We start from the raw sequence: 20,284 nt of genomic DNA on the forward strand, positions 1-20,284 counted from the left end.
TGGGCGCTTCCCGAAATTCTCAGACGGTCTGCTTGCGACCGATGAAGGCGGCGATGTTATCGATCGTGTCGAGATTGGCCGGCACGAGATCCGCATCGGCAACACGGATGCCATAACGTTCCTCGATGAAGCTTACCAATTCCAGAATCCCGGTGGAATCGACCATGTCATTGTCGATCAGCGAAAGATCGTCGCCAAACGGCCGGCTATCGTCACCGAACAGAAAGTTTTCGATAATGAAACCGCGAATTTCGGCTTTCGTGCCGGTGCTTTCAGTGGTCATTTGGAGCTTCCTTCAATATTTTGCGATGGTGTTGAGGAATTCGAAGCCGTGGCGGCATGTATGAGCTGTGTTGATAATATTCCGACGAAGGCGGCGTTGTCGCGAAAGCCGGTCGCCTGTTTTTGACGCACCTTGCCCTTAAGTTTTTCGACCGCCTGGGCGTTGAACAGGCCGGCTGCTTTGAGTTTATCGGCAGAAAGCACGGTGTCGAGATAGCCGGCATCCGCAAAGGCCTCCGCGTCCGGCGCGCGATAGGGCTGCTTGGGCCGATTGAGGATCGCATCGGGCACCAATTCGGCTGCCGCCCGTTTGAGGATGTATTTTTCCTTGAGACCGCGCAGTTTCGCCTCGGGCGGAAGCGCGGCGGCAAAATCCACCACACGAGGATCAAGGAACGGAAACCGGCCCTCCACCCCATTGGCCATCATCACCCGGTCACCCTGGCTGGAAAGAATATAGCCGGGCAAGAGAAATGCGGTTTCGAGATATTGCGCCTGGTGCAACGGATGCCAGCGGCGGAAATCTTCCGGCAATTGCGCGGCAAGGTCAGCCGCCGCATCATAGTCACCCAACGCATCCCTCAATTCGGCGGAAAAGAAGATTTTCGCCGCCGCTGTCGAGCGCAGGCGGGGCCTGTGGGAAAACAGCGGTTCGTCGGAGGCTTCAGCGCCGAAGGAGAAGAAGCGGGCCAGATAATCCGGCGTCTGCTGTTTCAGCCCCGGCAGATAGGGATATAGCCGCTGGAACAGTTTCGGGCGGCGGGAGGATTGCGGCTGGCGGCTGCAAAACCGCCTTACCCGCGCCTCGCGGAAAATGTCGTAGCCGGCAAACAGCTCGTCGGCGCCCTCGCCCGTCAGCACCACCTTCATGCCGCGTTCGCGCACAAGCCGGGAAAGCAGGTAAAGCGGCACCGGCGCGGTACGAAGAACGGGCGTCTGCACATGGTCCATGACCTGCGGCATGTATTGCGCTATGTCCTCAGTCGAGCATTCCGTGGTCTCGGATGCGACGCCGAGATGCTGGCTCATCGCCTTCTGCCAGACACGTTCGTCGTGCTCCGCGCTTTCAAAAGCCAGGGAAAAGGTGCGCAAGCCCTGGCGGACATTTTTTGCGGCGAGGGCCGAAACAAGGGAAGAGTCCAGCCCGCCCGACAGATAGGAGCCGACCGGCACGTCGGCGCGTAGCCGGATCCGCGTCGCGTCGGCCAGCAGCGCCGTCAATTCCTCCACCTGGGTTTCAAACTCTGCGGCCGGCGCCGCATCCTTGGCGTCAGGATAGGAAAGCTGCCACCAGCGCCGCTCGGTGGACACGCCGTCGCGGAGAACCATCATATGGCCGGGCGGCAACTCGTGGATACCGCGAAAGGCGGTGCGCGGCGGCACCGGAAACCAGAAGGTGAAAATCTGATCCAGCGCCACCGGATCGATTTCGGCCGTCATTCCCGGCAGAGCCAGAAGCGCCCCGATCTCGGATGCGAAATAGAACGTGCCCTGGTGCCAGGTATAATAAAGCGGCCGCACACCCATCCGGTCGCGGGCAAGTACCAGTGTGTCGCTGCGGGCATCATGAAGGGCGAAGGCGAAATCACCGTTGAATTCGGTAAGGCAATCCAGGCCCTTCTCGCGATAAAGATGCAAAATGACTTCGGTGTCGGAATGTGTGCGGAAGGCATGGCCGCGTGCGGACAGCATTTCGCGCAATTCGATGTGATTGAAGATTTCACCGTTAAAGGAGACGGCGAGATCATCTTCCACCGTACGCATGGGTTGCGCGCCATCGGCGATGCCGACAATGGCCAGCCGGGCATGGGCAAGTCCGACATCCCCGCGCAGCAGGGTTCCATGCGCATCTGGACCGCGATGCCTGAGGCAAGACGCCATCAGCGCAAGGCGCTCGTTTGCACGATCGGCCGGCATGTTATGTTTATAAAACCCGGCAATTCCGCACATTACTCGCCCGCCTGTCCGAAACTGTCGCCGATAAGGCGTGTCCAGCTTTCACCGGAAAAACCGTTGAAGAACGCTTTTCCATCCGTCGCGGCTTTGATGAGTTCCGCATCGCGGGAATGCACGATGGTCGACGCCGCGTGGAGAAACGAACATTTCCTGCCGATCATCGCCTGCAGAATTGCCGGCTGGGTGCGTCCCCTGATCGCGACGAGGCCACGCTCATAGGCGTTGCGGATCAGCCGGTCGATAACGATCTGCTCCTGCCCCGGCAGGGCCATGATCTGCAAGGTCCGGCCAATTCCCTTCGGATTGCCGTGGTAGAGGAAAAGACCCACCGCCCTGCCGCCTCGGGCCCGCACGATCCGCTGCACCGGCTCACCATGCAGACGTTTGCGTCTGGCATGCTGAAGCATGGTCAGCAGGCCTTCCTCGCTCCATACCGGACGGAGCGAAAAGTGCCCGATGAGTTCGAGAGCCAGATGCGCGAATTCGGCATCGCTCGCCTCTTCATCGGTAAAACTGTCCACCTTGTCCGGATGTGATGCATAATAGGACAAGGCGCGCCCGTGGCCGCGCGCCGAAATGGTCCGGTCGATCATCGTGCTGATGGGCGCCAGCGCGCGGAAAGCGCCTGAAATACGCGTCGCAGAAAGTTCCGTTGCGAATGAAGCCGGGCGCAATATCCGCAACCAGTCAAGACTATAGGTGGAAAGCAGGTGGCCGCGCATCGTCTTCCACATTTCGGTGGAAACGTCATTGATCGTCTCACCGAAGGTCAGCTCCTGCGGGCCCGCCAGAACCTCGCGCAGCAAACGCGCGCCGGCAAAAGGATCAGTCTCGCGATCCTCGGCGACAAAGGAGGAGCAGACGACAGCCTGAATGTTCCGGTCGCCGAGTTCCATCATCATGGGCAATACGCCCAGAAATCCGGACACGCGCCCGTCATCGAGCACATGGACCTTGGAGCAGATATCCGGATTTGTGTTTGAACCGTCGAGGAAAAGCGCGCGCAGATATGAGGTCAGATCACCCGTCGCGGCGCCATCCTTCTTCCGTAAAACACGGTGAAACATGTCGGCCACGGACACAAGATCGTCCGCAATAAATGAACGTATCTGAGGCATGATCGACGCTTCTTGCCGGACAGGCGTTTAATCGAGAATAGTAATATCACTGCTATTCTGCCGCAGGCGTATTAATCAGAAGTTATGTGTCGCTGCAATTTCTCGTTGATCAGGGTGTTTTTCAAATATTTGACAGTAATCAGAACCCTTCAAGGCAATGAATGTGAAGGATTGAGATGACTTTACAGTGCACCGCGAAGGCGAGGCCATCGCGGTGCACAATATTCAAAGGTCAGACCTTAGTAATGGACGGACAGGGAATCGATCGGAGTAGTTTTCGGCGGCGCGAACTTTGTCAGGTCTATTCCGTCGACGGCGTTCAAGTACTCGTCCATGCTGGGGGTGCGGCCAAGGATCGCCGAAAGCACGACCACCGGTGTGGAAGCCAGCAGCGATTCACCCTTCTTCTCGGCGGTGTCTTCAACAACGCGACCCTGGAACAGGCGGGTGGAGGTGGCGAGAACCGTGTCGCCCTTCTCCGCCTTTTCCTGGTTACCCATGCAAAGGTTGCAGCCCGGACGCTCGAGATAGAGGATATTCTCATACTCGGTACGGTTGGTGGTCTTGGGCTTCAGATCATCGAACTCGAAGCCCGAATATTTCTGCAGGATTTCCCAATCACCTTCGGCCTTCAGCTCATCGATGATGTTATAGGTCGGGGCAGCGACGACCAGAGGCGCCTTGAACTCGACCTTGCCTTCGCTCTTCTCGATGTTCTTGAGCATTTGCGCGACGATCTTCATGTCGCCCTTGTGCACCATGCACGAGCCAACAAAGCCGAGGTCGACTTTCTTGGTGCCACCATAATACGAAACCGGGCGGATCGTGTCATGGGTATAGCGCCGCGATACATCGGCATTGTTCACGTCGGGGTCGGCGATCATCGGTTCGTCGATCACGTCCAGATCCACCACAACCTCGGCGAAATATTTCGCATTGGCATCAGGCGTCAAAGCGGGTTTTTCGCCCGAGCGGATTTCGGCGATGCGCGCATCCGCCTTGGCGATCAGGCCCTTCAGCGTCCCGACGGCATTGTCCATGCCCTTGTCGATCATGATCTGGATGCGCGCCTTGGCGATTTCCAGAGACTCGATCAGCGTGTCGTCCTGCGAAATGCAGATCGAGGCCTTGGCCTTCATCTCAGCCGTCCAGTCGGTAAAGGTGAAGGCCTGGTCGGCGAGCAGGGTGCCGATGTGGACTTCGATGATACGTCCCTGGAAGACGTTGTCGCCACATTGCTTGAGCATCTGCGCCTGGGTGGCATGGACCACGTCGCGGAAGTCCATGTGCGGGCGCATCGTGCCCTTGAAGGTAACCTTGACCGATTGCGGGATCGGCATCGTTGCCTCGCCGGTGGCGAGCGCCAGCGCCACGGTGCCGGAGTCGGCACCGAAGGCCACACCCTTGGACATGCGGGTATGGCTGTCGCCGCCGATGATGATCGCCCAGTCATCCACGGTGATGTCGTTCAGCACCTTGTGGATCACGTCCGTCATCGAATGATAGACGCCCTTCGGGTCGCGGGCGGTGATAACGCCGAAATTGTTCATGAAGGACATGAGTTTCGGAATGTTCACCTGGGCCTTCTTGTCCCAGACGGATGCGGTGTGGCAGCCCGACTGGTAGGCGCCATCCACGAGCGGCGAGATGACGGTGGCCGCCATCGCCTCAAGTTCCTGGGCGGTCATCAGGCCGGTGGTGTCCTGCGAACCGACGATGTTGACCGTCACGCGAACGTCCGAGCCCGCATGCAGCACCTTGCCGGGGGTCACGCCGACGGCATTGCGGTTGAAGATCTTCTCGACCGCGGTCAGGCCCTGACCTTCGATCGAAATTTCCTTGTTCGGGGCAAAGACCGGGGTCGGCTCGACACCGAGGGTCTGGGCGGCAAATGTCTGGAGCTTCTTGCCGAAGACGATGGCGTAAGAGCTGCCGGCCTTCATGAACTCCATCTTCTGGGGCGTGAAGGCGGCGGCGACATCGACTAGTTCCTTGCCGTTCTCGTCGCACAGCTTCTTGTTCTTGGCATCGATCTTGAGGACGGTGCCGGTCTCGACCGAATATTTCTGCTCGAGGATCGGGTTACCATCATTGTTGAGGATCGGCTTGCCGTCTTCACCGGTCTTCTTCACCCAGTTCTTCAGGTTGATGCCGATACCGCCCGTCACGTCGACGGTGGTTGCGAAGATCGGCGAGATGCCGTTGGTGCCGGCGACAACAGGGGCGAAGTTGACGAAAGGCACATAGGGGCTGGCCTGCTTGCCGGTCCACAGCGCCACGTTGTTCACGCCGGACATGCGCGACGAGCCGACGCCCATCGTGCCCTTTTCGGCAATCATCATCACCCGCTTGTCCGGGTGCTGCTTTTGCAGCGCAACAATTTCCGCCTGCGCTTCAGGCGTGATCATACACTGGCCGTGCAATTCGCGGTCCGAACGGGAATGCGCCTGGTTGCCGGGGGAGAGAAGGTCGGTCGAGATATCGCCTTCGGCGGCGATGAAGGTCACGACCTTGATCTCGTCTTCGACATCCGGAAGCTTGGTGAAGAACTCGGCCTTCGCATAGCTTTCCAGAACGCCCTTCGCGACGGCATTGCCAGCCTTGAAGGCATCGCGCAGCCGGAACATGTCGGCGTCATAAAGGAAGACCTGCGTCTTCAGCACGTCACCCGCCTGCGTGGCAAGAGAAGCGTCATTGCCAAGGGCAACGTCCAGCAGCACTTCGACGGACGGGCCGCCCTTCATATGCGACAGCAATTCGAGGGCGAAAGTCGGGGTGATCTCGGGGACCACCACTTCACCCAGAATAATCTGTTTCAGGAAGGCAGCCTTGACGCCCGCGGCGCTCGTGGTGCCGGGCAAGGTGTTGTAAATGAAGAATTTGAGGGCATCCGCCCGATGCTCGTTACCGGCATCCTTGATCAGTTCAATGATTTCGCCAGTCAGTCCGCCGTCATCGATCGGTTTGGGAGCTAGCCCTTGATTTTCTCTGCTTTTGATCTCAGCCAGGTAATCCAAGTAAAGGTTCATCGCAATCCCAACGTCATGAGGTGTATGGCGCCGAAACGCAGCGCCACCGCACCGTATTGTTAATAGGCACAGGGTCTTTTATCGGTTTCGAGTACGCCAACCGAGGCCGGATGACAAGATACCGTATTTCAGTAAAAAAGTGGTAGATCGGATTGAGCGCCCATCGGTTAAAAAATGAGCGCCGCATATCCTGCCGCCATCCCTCGACAAGCAAGCGGTCGCACGGGCTTCAAGCGTCAGTTCTGACTGGATTTACATCTCTCTGGAACGGGGCATGTAGTGCAATAATCCAGCGCATCCAGAAGATAGCGCACACAGCATACCCGGCGCCTGCGTTTGGGCTGGCCGCCTTCCACGGGATAGATAATAGGCCGAAAGAGCGGGTTACGCGCGCCGTCAGGCAAAAGCTCTGTCTTGAGAATTTCGAAGGCGTGATCGAGGCCACTTGTTCTCAACTGCAAAAGCGCCTCGCAACTGCGTGCGGTTCCCTCGAACATGTTGCCGGCATTGCTCCACAGAACGTTCCGTGAAAGGCCGCTGGCATTGGCGATCGCATTCACGACCACGGCCAGATTGTCCCTGATCAGAAAATCGAAGCGCTCTTCCGGCAACGCTGCAGCAACAGGCCGACCAAAAGACGAGAGGAGCACCGAAACGATGTCACCATCATCATTCACATCAAGGCCGATCTTCTCCGGCGTGAGCGGCAGCCGCCAGTCGACCAGGATCGCCGCAGCGACCGCTGGCTTCACAATCGAAGCGAAATACCGTTTGGACCATTCACTTGCGACTGCTTCACGGAGCGGCTCGCGCCCATGTCTACAACCATAATTCCTCAGTACCCTCTCGATGCGGCGCGGCTCCAGAAGCTCGGCAAGGAGAAGATCGCCGCGCCGTTTTCGCTGAAAAAATGAACGGGAACCGACGGGTGTCGATTGTTCAAAAAGGCAGCTCAGTATTTCTGTTCGCAGCATCAGCCGTCCAGCAATGTCAATCGAACCGGCTGGTAATCTCACGGACCAGCTTCTGCAATGATGTTGTTGAGCCGAATGGCCAGGTCGTGGCACCTGTCACCATGACATTGCCTTGCGCAACGATCGGGAGAACCGGCCAGAGCGCGGCATTGCGAAGGTCATCCGGTATCGACTCCGATAGGAGGAACAGGGTGCCCTGACCGTCAAGGGCGGCGAGCCCTTCAAGGTCGATCGTCGTGAAGCCGAATGGTTGCGGCGGCAGGTCCATGGCGGGGGCAAACCCTATCCTGTGCAGCAATCCCGCGATGGCCGAGTTGGGCGCGAATATCCGCAGCCGCGGCACGCCCGGCAGGGGCTGAGCCACGATCAGCTTGCGCCCCGAAACCTTTCCGTGGAACCGGGCCTTCAAAATCTCCATGCTCTCGTCCAGCCGCGCCAGCAGTGCTGCAGCTTCACTCTCCCGCGCAAGTGCAGCGCCAGCCTGAGTGACGCTGCGATAGACGCCCGCCAGCATGTCGCCATCGGCAGCCTGATCGTCGATCAGATGGGTCGGCGCGATATCGCCAAGCGCTGAAGCGAGTGATGCGTGGCGGAAACGGGAAGACAGGATGAGATCGGGCTGCAGCTTGCGAATGGCTTCAAGGCTCGGCTGCTGCCGCCGTCCGACATCGACAACATCACCAAGCCGGTCGTTATCGACATCCACCCAGGTGCGATAACCAGAAGGTTCTGCACATCCAACCGGCGAAATTCCTAGGGAGAGCGCAATTTCGGTCGAAGTCCATTCAAGCGTAACGACACGTTTGGGCGCAGGCGCCGCAAACGATTTCGGCGTGGTGGCCAGAGCCACCACGCCGGTTACGAAAGATCGTCTTCGAATTGCTGTCACCATTTCACACTCACCGTGCCGACCACGGTCAATCCCTGACCGTAATAGCACTGCGTGGTCGTGTTGCAGCCGGCGACATAGGTCTTGTCGCCAAGATTATAACCATTGAGCTGGAAAGAATAGCGATCATGTTCATAACGGGCAAACGCATCCACCAATGTGTAGCCCGGCACGAAGAAGGAATTCGCCGTATCCCCGGCCGTCTTGCCGACGTGACGGGCGCCGACGCCCAGGGTCAGCTTCCCGTCCCAGGCATCCGGCATCGGGACATCATAGCTGACGAAAAGCGACTGCTGCTGCTTTGGAACCGTATATGGCATCTTGCCGACCTGGGTTGCAGTCTCGCTCCGGGTGACTTCCGGGTCCTGCCAGCTGGCCGCAGCCGTCAGATTGATACGATCCCAGAGCGTCGCGTTTGCCTCGAGCTCAATGCCGCGGACACGCACTTCGTCAGTCTGGTAATAAACGCCCGCAATGCGGTTCACCACATTTTGCTGGGTTGCCTCGAAACCGGAAAGCGTGAGGCTGAAATCTTCGCCCTCAGGCGCGTATTTGACGCCCACTTCCTTCAACTCTCCGGTCGTCGGCTTGAGCGGATCCGCTGCCAGTGTCAGAACAGGAGCAAATGAGGTGGAATAGACGGCGTAGGGAATGATGCCATTGTCGAAGACATAGGCAGCCCCTACCCTGCCGGTAAAGGCGCTGTGATTTCGCCTGTACTGTGTGGTGATGCCGCTGGAGAGCGCCGTGCTATCGGAATCGTTGTCCACATAATCCTGACGTCCGCCGGCTGTCAGCCTGAAGCCGCCGATCTCGATCTGATCCTGAAGATAGATGCCGATCTGACGCTGTGTCTGGTCGAGGCGCGTCGTCAATGTCGCCGGGGTGACGCCGATATTGTAGGTCGGGTTGAAAAGATCAAGTGTCGGACCCGCCCGGGAACCGGTGTCGTTGACCAGGTTCTGCCATTGCAGGTCGACACCGCCAAGCAGGGTGTGGCTGACCGCGCCGGTATCGAACTTATATTCGAGATTGGTATCGAGTGCGGCAGCATTGAGTGTCGGTTGCGCATTGTAAACCAGGCGGGAAAGCGTGCGCTGATTGGCGGCGAGACCATTGCCGAACAGGTTCTGGTAGTTCACGTCGAGATAGGAATAGCGGAAATTCTGCCGCAGCACGAGATCATCGCTGAAAGCATGTTCGAAACGATAACCGACATAGGCCGTTTCCTTGTCATAGATCGCAAGCGATGGATCACCATCGGAGAAATTGCGGGGGATCGTCAGTCCAAGCCTGTTCGGATAGACACTGCCTGCGGCCGGAATGAGCGACGGCACCTGGCCGGCATCATCCTTCATATAGGCGCCATATACTGTCAGGCTGGTATCCTCATCCGGCGACCACTTTACCGTGGGGCTGATGGCGACACGGTCGTTCTTGCCGAAATCGTTCATGGCGTCGCTGTCACGCAGAACACCCTCCAACCGGTAGCTGAGCCCGGAACCAGTACCGATAGGACCGGTCGCGTCAAAACCGATCTCTTTCTGATTATAGCTGCCGAAACGCGTGTAGAGTTCGCCGCCGGCAACGTCTTTCGGGTCCTTGCTGATCATGTTGACGACGCCGCCAACATTTGTCTGGCCGAATAGCGCCGAACTCGGTCCGCGCAGGACCTCCACACGGTTCAGAAAATACGGCTCCACACGAAAGCCCGCATAACCGCCGGTCTGGTTGGCGATCTGCGGCACCCTCAGCCCATCGAGGTAAAGATCGGCGGCAAAACCGCGAATGGTAAAATAGTCAGAGCGCGGATCATTGCCGTAACGCTGACCGTTGACGTTAGAACTGTAGAGCAGGCTGTCCGCCACGGTCTGCACGGCACGATCGGTCATGGCACCACGCGTAATGACGGAGACGGACTGCGGCGTTTCGGCGACGGGCGTGGAGGTTTTCGTGGCGGAAGCGGAATCCCGGGCGACATAGCCGCGCTGCTCGACACGTGCCCCCTTGGCAGCGGCTTTTCCCTGTAGCACGATGGTTTCAAGTTGCGTGGAGCCGTTGGCCTGCTGCGCAATCGCCACTCCCTGGCCTGCGATCACGCCCAATGCAACGCCCGACGTCAAAATCAGAAACCGCGCGCGTCTGGGCAGGAAATCAGATGGCTTGCGCGTTGTGAGGCGGGAATTTTGCATTATGGGGAACCTGTGATGTGAGGACTGCCGGGGCGGGTAAAGACCTCGGAGTTTCCGCCATAAAGCTCTATCCCGCCGCATTCGGCCGCTTAACTAGACTTTTTTTATCATCATTGTCAGGTCAAACTTGATCGCAAACGGGCCATTAAATGGCCCGAATGATCGAAATACGCAAATCAACCCATAACCGGGCCATCTTTTCCTTTTGAAAAAACAGATGCGTGCGGCTATTGCTCCGTTCATGACAATGCCCACCAGGTTTCTGGTCCGGCTGCATTGGGAGATACGATGAAACAGCCGCAAAAGGCCGTGGACCTTCAAAACCTGCCAAGGCCCGTCGCGGCAATGGCGCGCATATATGAAAAGAGCGTCGATTTCGGCTGGCACAGCCATCGGCGCGGCCAACTGCTGCAAATTGTCGACGGTTTCATGACCGCTCGCACCCCCGATACCTCATTCATCATTCCGAGTGGATATGGCCTGCTCATCACCCCCGACATTCCCCATGCGGTGAGGTCCCATGGACGTGTCTCCATGCAGTCGCTTTATATCGAGCCCGAACCCGGCCTGACATTACGCTGGGAGCCGACACGCGTCATCTCCACATCCGTTCTCCTGTCCGCAGCGGTTGGATCCTTTCTCGAACAACCGACGCTTTATGACGAAAATGGTCGCGGCGGGCATCTGGCCGCCCTGATCCTCGAAGAGATTGCCGATGCGCAGGAGGGTCCCTTCGCACTTCCCATGCCGAGCGACAAACGCCTGCAGCGCCTGTGCCGGGACCTGTCCGAAACGCCGGCGATCGACCTCGATATCGACCACTGGGCCGACAATCTCGGTATGAGCCGCAGGACCATGACCCGAAAATTCCGCACTCAGACCGGCATGAGTTTTGCCGAGTGGCGCCGCCGGCTGCGCATGGCGCATGTGATGCGCAGGCAGGCGGAAGGCGCACGGCTGGAGGAAGCGGCAGCGGATGTCGGTTATCGCAGCCTGTCATCACTACGGAAGGCCATGCGCGAGGTTGCGGTTTGAACAGGACCCAAGCTGATATGCCCGCTGCGCACGCGCGCGGTTTGAGTGTCGCCTACGATCAGGCCTATGCTCTACGCAACGTCGACATTCAGGTGCAGACGGGGCGCGTCACCGTCATTTGCGGGGCGAACGGTTCCGGAAAAAGTACGCTTCTCAAATGCCTCGCCGGGCTGGAAGTGCCGACGGACGGCAAGGTGCTGCTCCTGGGGCGAGAGCTATCGGAATTGCGCCGCCGTGATATTGCCCGACAGGTCGCCGTCATGGGGCAATCGCCCGAAATTCCGGTCGGTCTCACGGTCGAAGAACTGGTCGAGCAGGGTCGGTATCCACACCGCCCCTGGCTTGGGCGCCTTTCAGCCACTGACCGCGACATCATCGACAGCGCCATCCAGAGGGTCGACCTGCAGCACCTGCGCGCACGCCAGCTCGCAACATTGTCCGGAGGCGAAAGGCAGCGTGCCTGGGTCGCCATGGCGCTGGCCCAGCAACCGAGCGTGCTTTTTCTGGACGAGCCAACCAGTTTTCTCGACATTCGCCATCAGGCCGAACTACTGACATTGCTGAGACAGCTCAACCGGACGGAGGGCCTGACGATCATCGCCGTGCTTCATGATCTCAATCAGGTCATGGATATCGCAGATGACGTGATATTGATGCGCAAGGGTGAAGTGCTGGCGACGGGTCCCGCAAGGGAGGTGCTGACAGCCGACCTGCTGGAAGCGGCCTTTAGCTGCAAGGTCGACCTGGTGGCGCATCCCGGCGGTGCCGACCGTGCCTATTGCCTGATCGACTGGATCGGCGCAGCCGGCAGGCCGCGCGAGCATCAGGTATCCGAATGAAAATGCCGCTGCCGTCCATCGGCTCGAACCGTCTCACCTCGACGCTCCTTTTACCCTTTGGCCTTCTGCTTCTGTTCGTCCTGGCGGCACTTGATATGCGGCTGGGAAGCAAGCTGATCGGCTGGCACGACATATTTGCCTTCCCGACACGCCCCACCACGCTCGCCCAGGCGATTCTGGAAACGAGCCGCGCCCCGAGAGTGGTGGCGGCGATCCTGACGGGAGCCGCTCTGGCTGTGGCAGGCTCGGTTTTGCAAAGCGTGCTCAGAAATCCTCTGGCGGCACCGGATATTCTGTCCGTCACCAGCGGCGCCCAGCTCGTTTTGGTCATATCCACATTGTTGTTGCCGATAGCCATGCCGCCGATCATGGCAACGACATTGGGCGGCCTGGCAGGAGCCGCGGCCTGCATCGCGCTGGCCGGCGGGTTCCGTGCTCCGCCGGGGCGGCTGGCTCTGGCGGGCGTTGCGATTTCCCTCTGCTTTGCCGCAGTCTCTTCCGCAATCGTCCTTCTCGCCGACGACAGGGCTTCCGGTCTGGTGCTCTGGTCTTCCGGTATTCTCGACCAGACCGGATGGTCGAAAGTCTTGGTCGCCGGTCCGGCCATTCTATTATCGTTTCTGGCGCTGATGCTGATCGCGCGGCCGCTCGACCTGCTCGGCCTCGGCGATCAGGCATCAGCCAGTCTCGGCCTGACACGAAGCCTGACACTGTCCGGTATTTTTGCCGGCATCCTGTTGTCCGGCGCTGCGGTTACACTCGCAGGCCCGATTGGTTTCATAGGGCTCGCGATACCGAATATTCTTCGCGCGCTTGGCATCATCAGGCACCGCTTTCATCTGCCGCTATCGCTGATCTGGGGGGCCAATACCCTGCTCCTTGCCGATGTCATTGCGCAGCTTTTCGGCACCAACGGCACCATTGTCCCGACAGGCGTTGTCGTCGCCTGTCTTGGCGCGCCGGTCATGCTGCTCCTGCTGCGGACTTCGAGATTGGGGGCGGAGCGCCGTATCGGCTCGCCTTCGGCGCTACGGCTGCCTTCCATTCCCCTGCTGGTCACGGTTTTGACGGTAATTTCGCTGGGGGGTATCGGCGCAGCGCTGGCGATTGGCGATGGCGTGTCCCTGTCGGTGACGGACATCACTGCGAACCTCGATATTCGCGCACCGCGTTTACTTGTGGCGCTTGGTTGCGGCGCCCTGCTGGCAGCAGCCGGTACGGTCTTACAGGCCGTGACGCGCAATCCACTTTGCAGCCCCGAAACGCTCGGCCTCACGCAGGGGGCCGCCCTGTTCAGCCTTGTCGGGCTTTTATCCGGCCTCATACCCGGAACGCTGATTTTCCAGGCGGTAACGTTTATAGGCGCTCTAGCCGCCGTTCTCCTTCTGCGATTTTTCGGACCCAAAAACGCGCCGGAAAGACTCATTCTGGCAGGCGTTGCCATCGCCGCGAGTTTCGGTGCAGCCGGGACCATTGTCGTGGTCGAAGCCCGGTTGCAGACGGCACAGGCCCTGTCCTGGCTGACAGGCTCGACCCATGGGCGCGGTTATGCCGACGTTCTTATCCTTTTCCCGTGGGTGATTATTTTGATGGCGATCGGCATCCTGTGCAGCCGCCATCTGGACACGCTCTCGCTGGGGGATGAAAAATCGCGCTCGCTCGGCATGGTGACCGGCAGGGCGAGAACATTGGCCATTCTCTATTCCGCCTGCGTTGTGGCGATTGCCGTTTCCTCCATCGGCGCTGTCAGCTTCGTCGGCCTCCTCTCCCCTCACGCCGCAAGGCTCCTGGTCGGGTCGCGACATGGACGCAGCCTGCCAGTAGCGATGGCGCTCGGTGCGCTGCTGATGGTTTTCGCAGATCTTGCAGGACGCAGCATCATCGCTCCTCTTGAACTACCGGCGGGCATCGTCACCGCAGTCATCGGCGCACCGGTTTTCCTGCTTCTGTTGCGCCCGAAGACACTGAGGATAAGGACGCAAGGCGCTTAGTCTCCGCATGAGGAGTTGGGCTCATCCCCCAACACGTGATCCGCGCCCGTCGCCGTGGAAACCAGCCATGCAATAATTTTCCTGATCCGCTCGCCCATTCTCCCGATTGACGCAGGCTTACGTCCAAAATAAGATATATGATATATTTTTATTGGAGGAAGAAGCGAATGGTCGATTATATTGTTGTGGGAGGTGGGTCCGCAGGGAGTGCTCTGGCAGGGCGACTGGCAATGGCCGATGCCGGAAAGGTGCTTGTAATCGAGGCCGGTCCGCGCGACAGCAATCCGCTCATTCACATCCCCGCCGGCTTTGTGAAGCTGCTGGATAGCGATCTGCTCTACCACTACAAGACGGTGCAGCAGGCAGCCTTGAACGGCCGTGCGCCGGTCATGCCGCAGGGTGCAGTCCTCGGCGGCGGCGGGTCGGTCAACGCCGCCATCTATGTCCGCGGCCAACGCCGCGACTATGACGACTGGGCGCGTCTTGGCGCTGACGGCTGGAGCTATGGTGACGTGCTCCCCTATTTCCGCCGCGCCGAAGACAATGACAGGCTCTCCGACGCCTATCACGGAACCGGCGGCCCGCTTGGCGTCTCCGACCTCAGGCAGGTGAATGACCTAACGCGTGCCTTCGTGCGCAGCGCGCAAGAGGCGGGCATTCCGTTCACCCCGGATTTCAACGGCCTGCGGCAGCGTGGCGTCGGCTTCAACCAGACCACAACGCGCAACGGGCGACGCTGCAGCGCGGCTGTCGGTTATCTTCGTCCCGCCATGAAGTCCGGCAATCTGGAGATCCGCACCGGTTGCCTTGTGACGCGCATTCTCTTTGAAGGGGACCGCGCAACGGGCGTCGAATATGTTCGCAACGGTAAATTGGAAACTGTCCGGGCCGACAAGGAAGTCATCCTGTCGGGCGGCGCGGTGCAGACGCCAAAGCTTCTGATGTTGTCAGGGATCGGCCCCGAGGCGGAGCTTCGCCAGCATGGCATCACCGTCCGGCACCGGCTGGAAGGGGTCGGCCAGAATCTCCAGGATCATCTCGAATTCCCCGCCATCCGCTTTTGTACCGGCCGCTATGGCTACTACGGAGAGGATAGCTTCCTGCGCTCCATCCGCAACGGTTTGCAATATTTGCTCTTCAAGTCCGGCCCGGTCATGTCGAACGTTACGGAGGCCTGCGCCTTCGTCAATGTGGACGACATGGAGGCCGAGCCGAACGTCCAGATGCATTTCGTACCGATCGTCTTCATGGACAGCGACCAGCAACCGATCAAGCGCGCCGGCGCAACAGTGAACCCCTGCGTGCTGCGTCCTGAAAGCCGTGGTGAAATCCGCCTGAAATCCACCAACCCGGCAGACCATCCCATCGTCGACCCGCGTTATCTGACAGCCCCGGAGGATATGCGTCTCTCCGTAAAGTCACTGAAGCTCGCCCGGGAAATCCTGGCGCAGCCTTCCTTTGCAGGTTATGTCGAGAAAACAGAGGCCTATCCCGGACAGGTGGTCGCGGACGAAGCGGCGCTCGAAACCTATATCCGCTCGAAAGGCAAGACGGTCTACCATCCCGTGGGCACCTGCCGCATGGGCAATGACGAGATGGCGGTGGTCGATCCGCAACTACGCGTTCACGGCCTTCGCAATCTGCGCATTGTGGACAACTCCATCATGCCGACACTCATTTCGGGCAATACCAACGCAACGGCTATAATGATCGGCGAGAAAGCGTCAGATATGATGCGCGGCCTCACGCCACTTGCACCCTCAAACGCGTGATGCGCATTATGCGTTGACTTGTCGAATCTCAGATCAAAGAAACGCGACGGACCCTTAGATGAACCAGCTGCAAAAAATCAACAAAGGCAACCTTTCCGAGCAGGTTTACGGCACGATCCGTTCCTCGCTGATGGATGGGCGTTACGAGCCGGGTGAACGGCTGACAATCGCAAGCCTGGCCGAGCAGCTCGGTGTATCGATAACGCCGGTCCGCGAAGCGATCTTCCGGCTCGTGACCGAGCGCGCGCTGGAGATGAGGGCGGCAACCTCGATCCAGGTGAGAAGCCTGACGCCCTCGGAATTGCGTGAGATACAACTCATACGCCATCATCTCGAAGGCGAGGCGGCCGCCCAGGCGGCCGTCAAGATTTCGAAAAAAGAACTGGCGGCTCTCGAAGCTCTGCAGGGGGATTTTACCAGGGCGGCAGCCAGCGATCCGCTGGAAGCCTCCCGCGTCAACCGCGAGTTCCATTTCAAGCTTGCTGAAGCAGCACAAATGCCAATGCTTTATGCAACGATCGAGGGCATGTGGGCGCAGATGGGACCGCTCATCCACCTTTACCATCTCAACACACCAACCCGTATCCTGGCGAGTGGCGACCACGGCCACTATGATGTGCTGCGTGCCCTTACCCTCCGCGACCCCGAAGGATGCCGAAAGGCGATCCAGGCCGATATCGGCGTTGGCGTCGTAATGGTCGAATGGCTGGAAGCGAAGGGGGCGGCCGAAGCCGCCCCCTGATCTTTCAAAGCTCTATCCACGTCGTTTTCAGCTCAGTATATTTGTCGATTGCGTGCAGCGACTTGTCGCGGCCATTGCCGGATTGCTTGAACCCGCCAAACGGCACCGTCGTATCACCGTGATCATAGCAATTGACCCAGACCGTGCCTGCCCGAAGTTTGCGGGCCATGCGATGAGCGCGGGAAAGATCGCGCGTCCAGACGGCTGCAGCCAGCCCATAGGGACTGTCATTGGCGACGCGGACGGCCTCCTCGTCATCCTCAACCGTAATGGTCGACAATACGGGGCCGAAAATCTCTTCCCGCGCGATTGTCATGTCATTGCGAACATCCGCAAAGATCGTCGGATTGACGTAATAGCCGTCCGGCGTGTCGGTCGGACGGTCACCGCCGAGCACCAGCCGCGCGCCTTCCGCCTTGCCCTTTTCGATGTAGCTTTCAACACGGTCGCGATGACTGCTTTCGACAAGGGCGCCAAGCTTGGTCGCCGGATCGAGCGGGTCGCCCGGCCGGATCGACCGGGCGGTATTGATGACGATGTCGAGAAATTGCTCCTGGATACGTCTGGAAAGGATCAGCCGTGACGGCGCAACGCAGACTTCGCCCTGGTTGAAGCAGATCGCTGTCGCCGCCCGCTCGGCCGCGACACGCAATTCGGGCACATCGTCGAGAATGATGTTGGGCGACTTTCCGCCGCATTCGAGGAAAACACGCTTCATGTTGGACTGACCGGCATATTGCAGGAACAGTTTTCCCACTTCGCCGGAGCCGGTGAAGGCAAGGCAGTCAACATCCATATGCAGGCCGAGCGCCTTGCCGGCTGTCGGGCCGAAACCCGGCACAACATTAAAGACGCCGGCCGGAATACCGGCTTCCGCCGCAAGCTCCGCCAGCCGCAGCGCTGTCAACGGCGATTGTTCCGCAGGCTTCAGGACGACGGAGTTGCCCATGGCAAGCGCCGGCGCGAATTTCCACGTCGCCATCAGCATGGGGAAGTTCCAGGGCACGACCGCACCGACGACGCCGATCGGTTCGCGTGTGATCATGGCAAGCTGGCCGGGACCGGTGGGCGCGATCTCGTCATAGAGCTTGTCCGGGCACTCGGCATACCATTGCAACGTATCCAGCACGACGTTGACATCGATATTGCGGCTCTCGGAAATCGGCTTTCCCATGTCGAGCGTTTCAAGCACCGCAAGCTCATCCATGTGCTTTTCCAACAGCGCCGCAAAGCGCTGAAGCACTTTCTTGCGCTCCTTTGGTGACCGGTCGCGCCAGACGCCTGCCTCGAAAGCCCGGCGCGCAGCCGCAACGGCGCGGTCCACATCTTCCCTGTCGCAGGCTGCAACGCGCGCGATGACCGTGCCGTCGCGAGGCGAGATATCGTCAAACGTCTCTCCCGAAGCGGCGTCGGTAAAGCGACCGTCTATGAAGGCCTGCCCCCTGATGGTGATCCGGTTGCGGATGGCAGTCACATCCGACTGCGTCAGTGCAAGATTCACGTTATCCTCCATTTTTGTTCGTGACATATATCATATATCATGTTATCTCGCATCATCGCAAGCAGTTGTTGCCGACCCTTTGGCAAATTGGAGGAGGAGCGCGTGGCGCAGCCCATCAGAAACGATTTTCGTCCCACCGAAACCGAGATAGCGCGCCTGAGAGACCGCGCGCAGTTCGTGCGGCTGGAGACCATCCGGCTTATCGAAATTGCCAAGGTGGGCCACTACACCTCGGTATTTTCCGCAGCCGAGATTTTCGCAGCGCTCTACTATGATGTGATGCGGCTTTCGCCCGATCCCAAATGGCCGGATCGCGACCGCTTCCTGATGGGCAAGGGTCATGCGGCGGTGGGGCTGTTCCCCATTCTTGCCGAGCTTGGCTACATTCCGACGGAGGTGCTGAACGGCTACACCCGCCTCGGCAATCCGCTCGGTGACCATCCCGACATGCGCAAGGTGCCGGGCGTCGATTTTTCCTCCGGATCCATCGGACACGCCCTGTCCAACGGTCTCGGCATGGCGCTCAACGGACGCCGCCAGGGCCGTGACTTCACCACATTCGTCATGCTCGGCGATGGTGAGATGCAGGAAGGCCAGGTTTGGGAAGCAGCCATCGGCGCGGCCCATCACAAGCTGTCGCGGCTGGTCGCAATCGTTGACCGCAACGGCTACCAGCTCGACGGCGCCGTCGATGACGTCATGGGCATCGAGCCGCTGGATGAGAAATGGCGCGCCTTCGGCTGGGAAGTGCATATCGTCGACGGCCATGACATTGCCGAGCTGACCGCGCTCCTGCGTCGCGTCAAAGCCGACAACACCCGCGAAAAGCCATGCTGCATCATCGCGCGCACGCTCAAGGGCAAGGGCGTCTCCTACATGGAGACCGAACCCGGCTGGCACCTTGGCTACCTCGATCCATCCGATGCGGAAGCCGCACGTCAAGAAATTCTTTCCAAGGTAATTTGAGATGAGCACTGTCAATCTGCGGCCAAATTCGCCGAATTCGTGGCACTACCGCGAGCTGAACATGAAGAACCCCGGTCTGGACCACCTGTCCAACGGGCTGATCTCGCTTGTCGAGGCGGGCCGCGACATCGTCGCCGGCTCCGCGGACCTTCAATACTCCAACGGGCTCAACCGCTTCGCCGCCCGTTTCCCGGACCGTTACTTCAGCTTCGGTATTTCCGAACAAAACATGGTATCGGCCGCCGCCGGCATCGCGACAACGGGCACGATGCCCTATGTCGCAACCTTTGCTTCCTTCCTCGGCCTGCTCACCTGCGAGCAGATTCGCATGGATGTCGCCTATTGCGCCCTGCCCGTTCGGCTGATCGGACACCATACCGGCATCTCCATGGGTTTCTACGGCACGTCACATCACGCGACGGAGGATATCGGCACCATGCGTTCGATCGCCGACCTGACGATCGTTTCGCCGGCCGATGGCCCGCAATTTGAAGCGGCAATTCGCGCTTCGGCCGACCATGATCGCCCGATCTACTTCCGCACGGGACGCGGACGCGAGCCCGATCTCTACGATCCCAAGAGCGATTTCATTTTCGGCAAGGCGATCGAACATGCTGTCGGCGAAGAACTGACGATCATTGCCTGCGGCCTTCCCGTCCATCCATCGGTGCAGGTCGCCCGGAAACTCAAGACGGAAGGCCGTAGTATCGGCGTCATCGACATGGTGACCGTCAAGCCGATCGATCGCGATGCCATCCTTGCAGCAGCCGCCCGTTCGAAGGTCATCCTGACGATCGAGGAGCACAATATCCTCGGTGGCCTCGGTGCCGCCGTTGCCGAGGTTCTTGCCGAAGAAGGCAGCCCCGCAAGGCTTGTGCGCCACGGTATCCGCGATGAATACGCGCTGATTGCACCGCCGACACATCTCTACGCCCACTACCGGCTCGACCAGGCCGGTATCGAAACGGTTGTCCGCGAAATCATTCGCTGACAGGCCC

Annotated in this window: 15 protein-coding genes; 7 read left to right on the forward strand and 8 right to left on the reverse strand. The window is 59.5% G+C overall.

Annotation, left to right across the window (positions count from 1 at the left end; genetic code table 11):
• Positions 1-19: 19 nt before the first annotated feature.
• The 7 genes from AC1ROR_RS20595 to AC1ROR_RS20625 form a co-directional block, all read right to left on the reverse strand.
• Positions 20-283 (reverse strand): acyl carrier protein, encoded by a 264-nt coding sequence (locus AC1ROR_RS20595; protein WP_035225903.1) that lies wholly within the window; start codon positions 281-283, stop codon positions 20-22.
• A complete protein-coding gene (gene asnB / locus AC1ROR_RS20600) occupies positions 280-2,232 on the reverse strand; it encodes an asparagine synthase (glutamine-hydrolyzing) (protein WP_498590550.1) in 1,953 nt (650 codons plus the stop codon). Before asnB ends, AC1ROR_RS20595 begins: the two co-directional genes overlap by 4 nt.
• On the reverse strand, positions 2,232-3,356 hold the full coding sequence (locus AC1ROR_RS20605; protein WP_498590551.1) for a hypothetical protein: 1,125 nt from the start codon (positions 3,354-3,356) through the stop codon (positions 2,232-2,234). Before AC1ROR_RS20605 ends, asnB begins: the two co-directional genes overlap by 1 nt.
• A 239-nt stretch (positions 3,357-3,595) precedes the next feature.
• Positions 3,596-6,385, reverse strand: a complete 2,790-nt coding sequence (locus tag AC1ROR_RS20610; protein WP_498590552.1) for a bifunctional aconitate hydratase 2/2-methylisocitrate dehydratase — start codon at positions 6,383-6,385, stop codon at positions 3,596-3,598.
• Between the two features lie 236 nt (positions 6,386-6,621).
• On the reverse strand, positions 6,622-7,236 hold the full coding sequence (gene fhuF, locus AC1ROR_RS20615; protein ID WP_498590633.1) for a siderophore-iron reductase FhuF: 615 nt from the start codon (positions 7,234-7,236) through the stop codon (positions 6,622-6,624).
• Between the two features lie 139 nt (positions 7,237-7,375).
• Entirely contained in the window at positions 7,376-8,251 is an 876-nt protein-coding gene (locus tag AC1ROR_RS20620) for an ABC transporter substrate-binding protein (RefSeq protein WP_498590553.1), read from the reverse strand.
• Positions 8,245-10,347, reverse strand: a complete 2,103-nt coding sequence (locus tag AC1ROR_RS20625; protein ID WP_498590634.1) for a TonB-dependent siderophore receptor — start codon at positions 10,345-10,347, stop codon at positions 8,245-8,247. The genes AC1ROR_RS20620 and AC1ROR_RS20625 overlap by 7 nt, the downstream gene beginning before the upstream one ends.
• Before the next feature lie 381 nt (positions 10,348-10,728).
• On the opposite strand from AC1ROR_RS20625, the gene AC1ROR_RS20630 reads away from it, so the two are divergent.
• From AC1ROR_RS20630 to AC1ROR_RS20650, 5 genes are all read left to right on the forward strand, one after another.
• On the forward strand, positions 10,729-11,475 hold the full coding sequence (locus AC1ROR_RS20630) for an AraC family ligand binding domain-containing protein (protein WP_498590554.1): 747 nt from the start codon (positions 10,729-10,731) through the stop codon (positions 11,473-11,475).
• 17 nt (positions 11,476-11,492) lie between these two features.
• Positions 11,493-12,314 carry an ABC transporter ATP-binding protein gene (locus tag AC1ROR_RS20635; RefSeq protein WP_498590555.1) on the forward strand — a complete coding sequence of 274 codons (822 nt, stop codon included), beginning with the start codon at positions 11,493-11,495 and terminating at the stop codon, positions 12,312-12,314.
• On the forward strand, positions 12,311-14,305 hold the full coding sequence (locus AC1ROR_RS20640) for an iron ABC transporter permease (RefSeq protein ID WP_498590556.1): 1,995 nt from the start codon (positions 12,311-12,313) through the stop codon (positions 14,303-14,305). Before AC1ROR_RS20635 ends, AC1ROR_RS20640 begins: the two co-directional genes overlap by 4 nt.
• A gap of 167 nt (positions 14,306-14,472) precedes the next feature.
• Positions 14,473-16,077, forward strand: coding sequence for a GMC family oxidoreductase (locus tag AC1ROR_RS20645; protein WP_498590557.1), 1,605 nt, complete (start codon positions 14,473-14,475; stop codon positions 16,075-16,077).
• 58 nt (positions 16,078-16,135) lie between these two features.
• Positions 16,136-16,819, forward strand: coding sequence for a GntR family transcriptional regulator (locus AC1ROR_RS20650; RefSeq protein ID WP_142171553.1), 684 nt, complete (start codon positions 16,136-16,138; stop codon positions 16,817-16,819).
• A 4-nt stretch (positions 16,820-16,823) separates the two neighbouring features.
• Here the strand turns inward: AC1ROR_RS20650 and AC1ROR_RS20655 are convergent, their stop codons facing one another.
• Complete coding sequence (locus AC1ROR_RS20655) at positions 16,824-18,320, reverse strand: aldehyde dehydrogenase (RefSeq protein ID WP_498590558.1); 1,497 nt, start codon at positions 18,318-18,320, stop codon at positions 16,824-16,826.
• A gap of 102 nt (positions 18,321-18,422) precedes the next feature.
• On the opposite strand from AC1ROR_RS20655, the gene AC1ROR_RS20660 reads away from it, so the two are divergent.
• Both AC1ROR_RS20660 and AC1ROR_RS20665 read left to right on the forward strand, forming a co-directional pair.
• The gene (locus AC1ROR_RS20660; RefSeq protein ID WP_191856157.1) at positions 18,423-19,286 is read left to right on the forward strand and encodes a transketolase; all 864 of its coding nucleotides are present in this window, start codon (positions 18,423-18,425) and stop codon (positions 19,284-19,286) included.
• A gap of 1 nt (position 19,287) precedes the next feature.
• A complete protein-coding gene (locus tag AC1ROR_RS20665) occupies positions 19,288-20,277 on the forward strand; it encodes a transketolase family protein (protein ID WP_498590559.1) in 990 nt (329 codons plus the stop codon).
• Positions 20,278-20,284: the final 7 nt, after the last annotated feature.

It is taken from the genome of Agrobacterium sp. GW821-FHT14E08 (genome assembly GCF_058803865.1).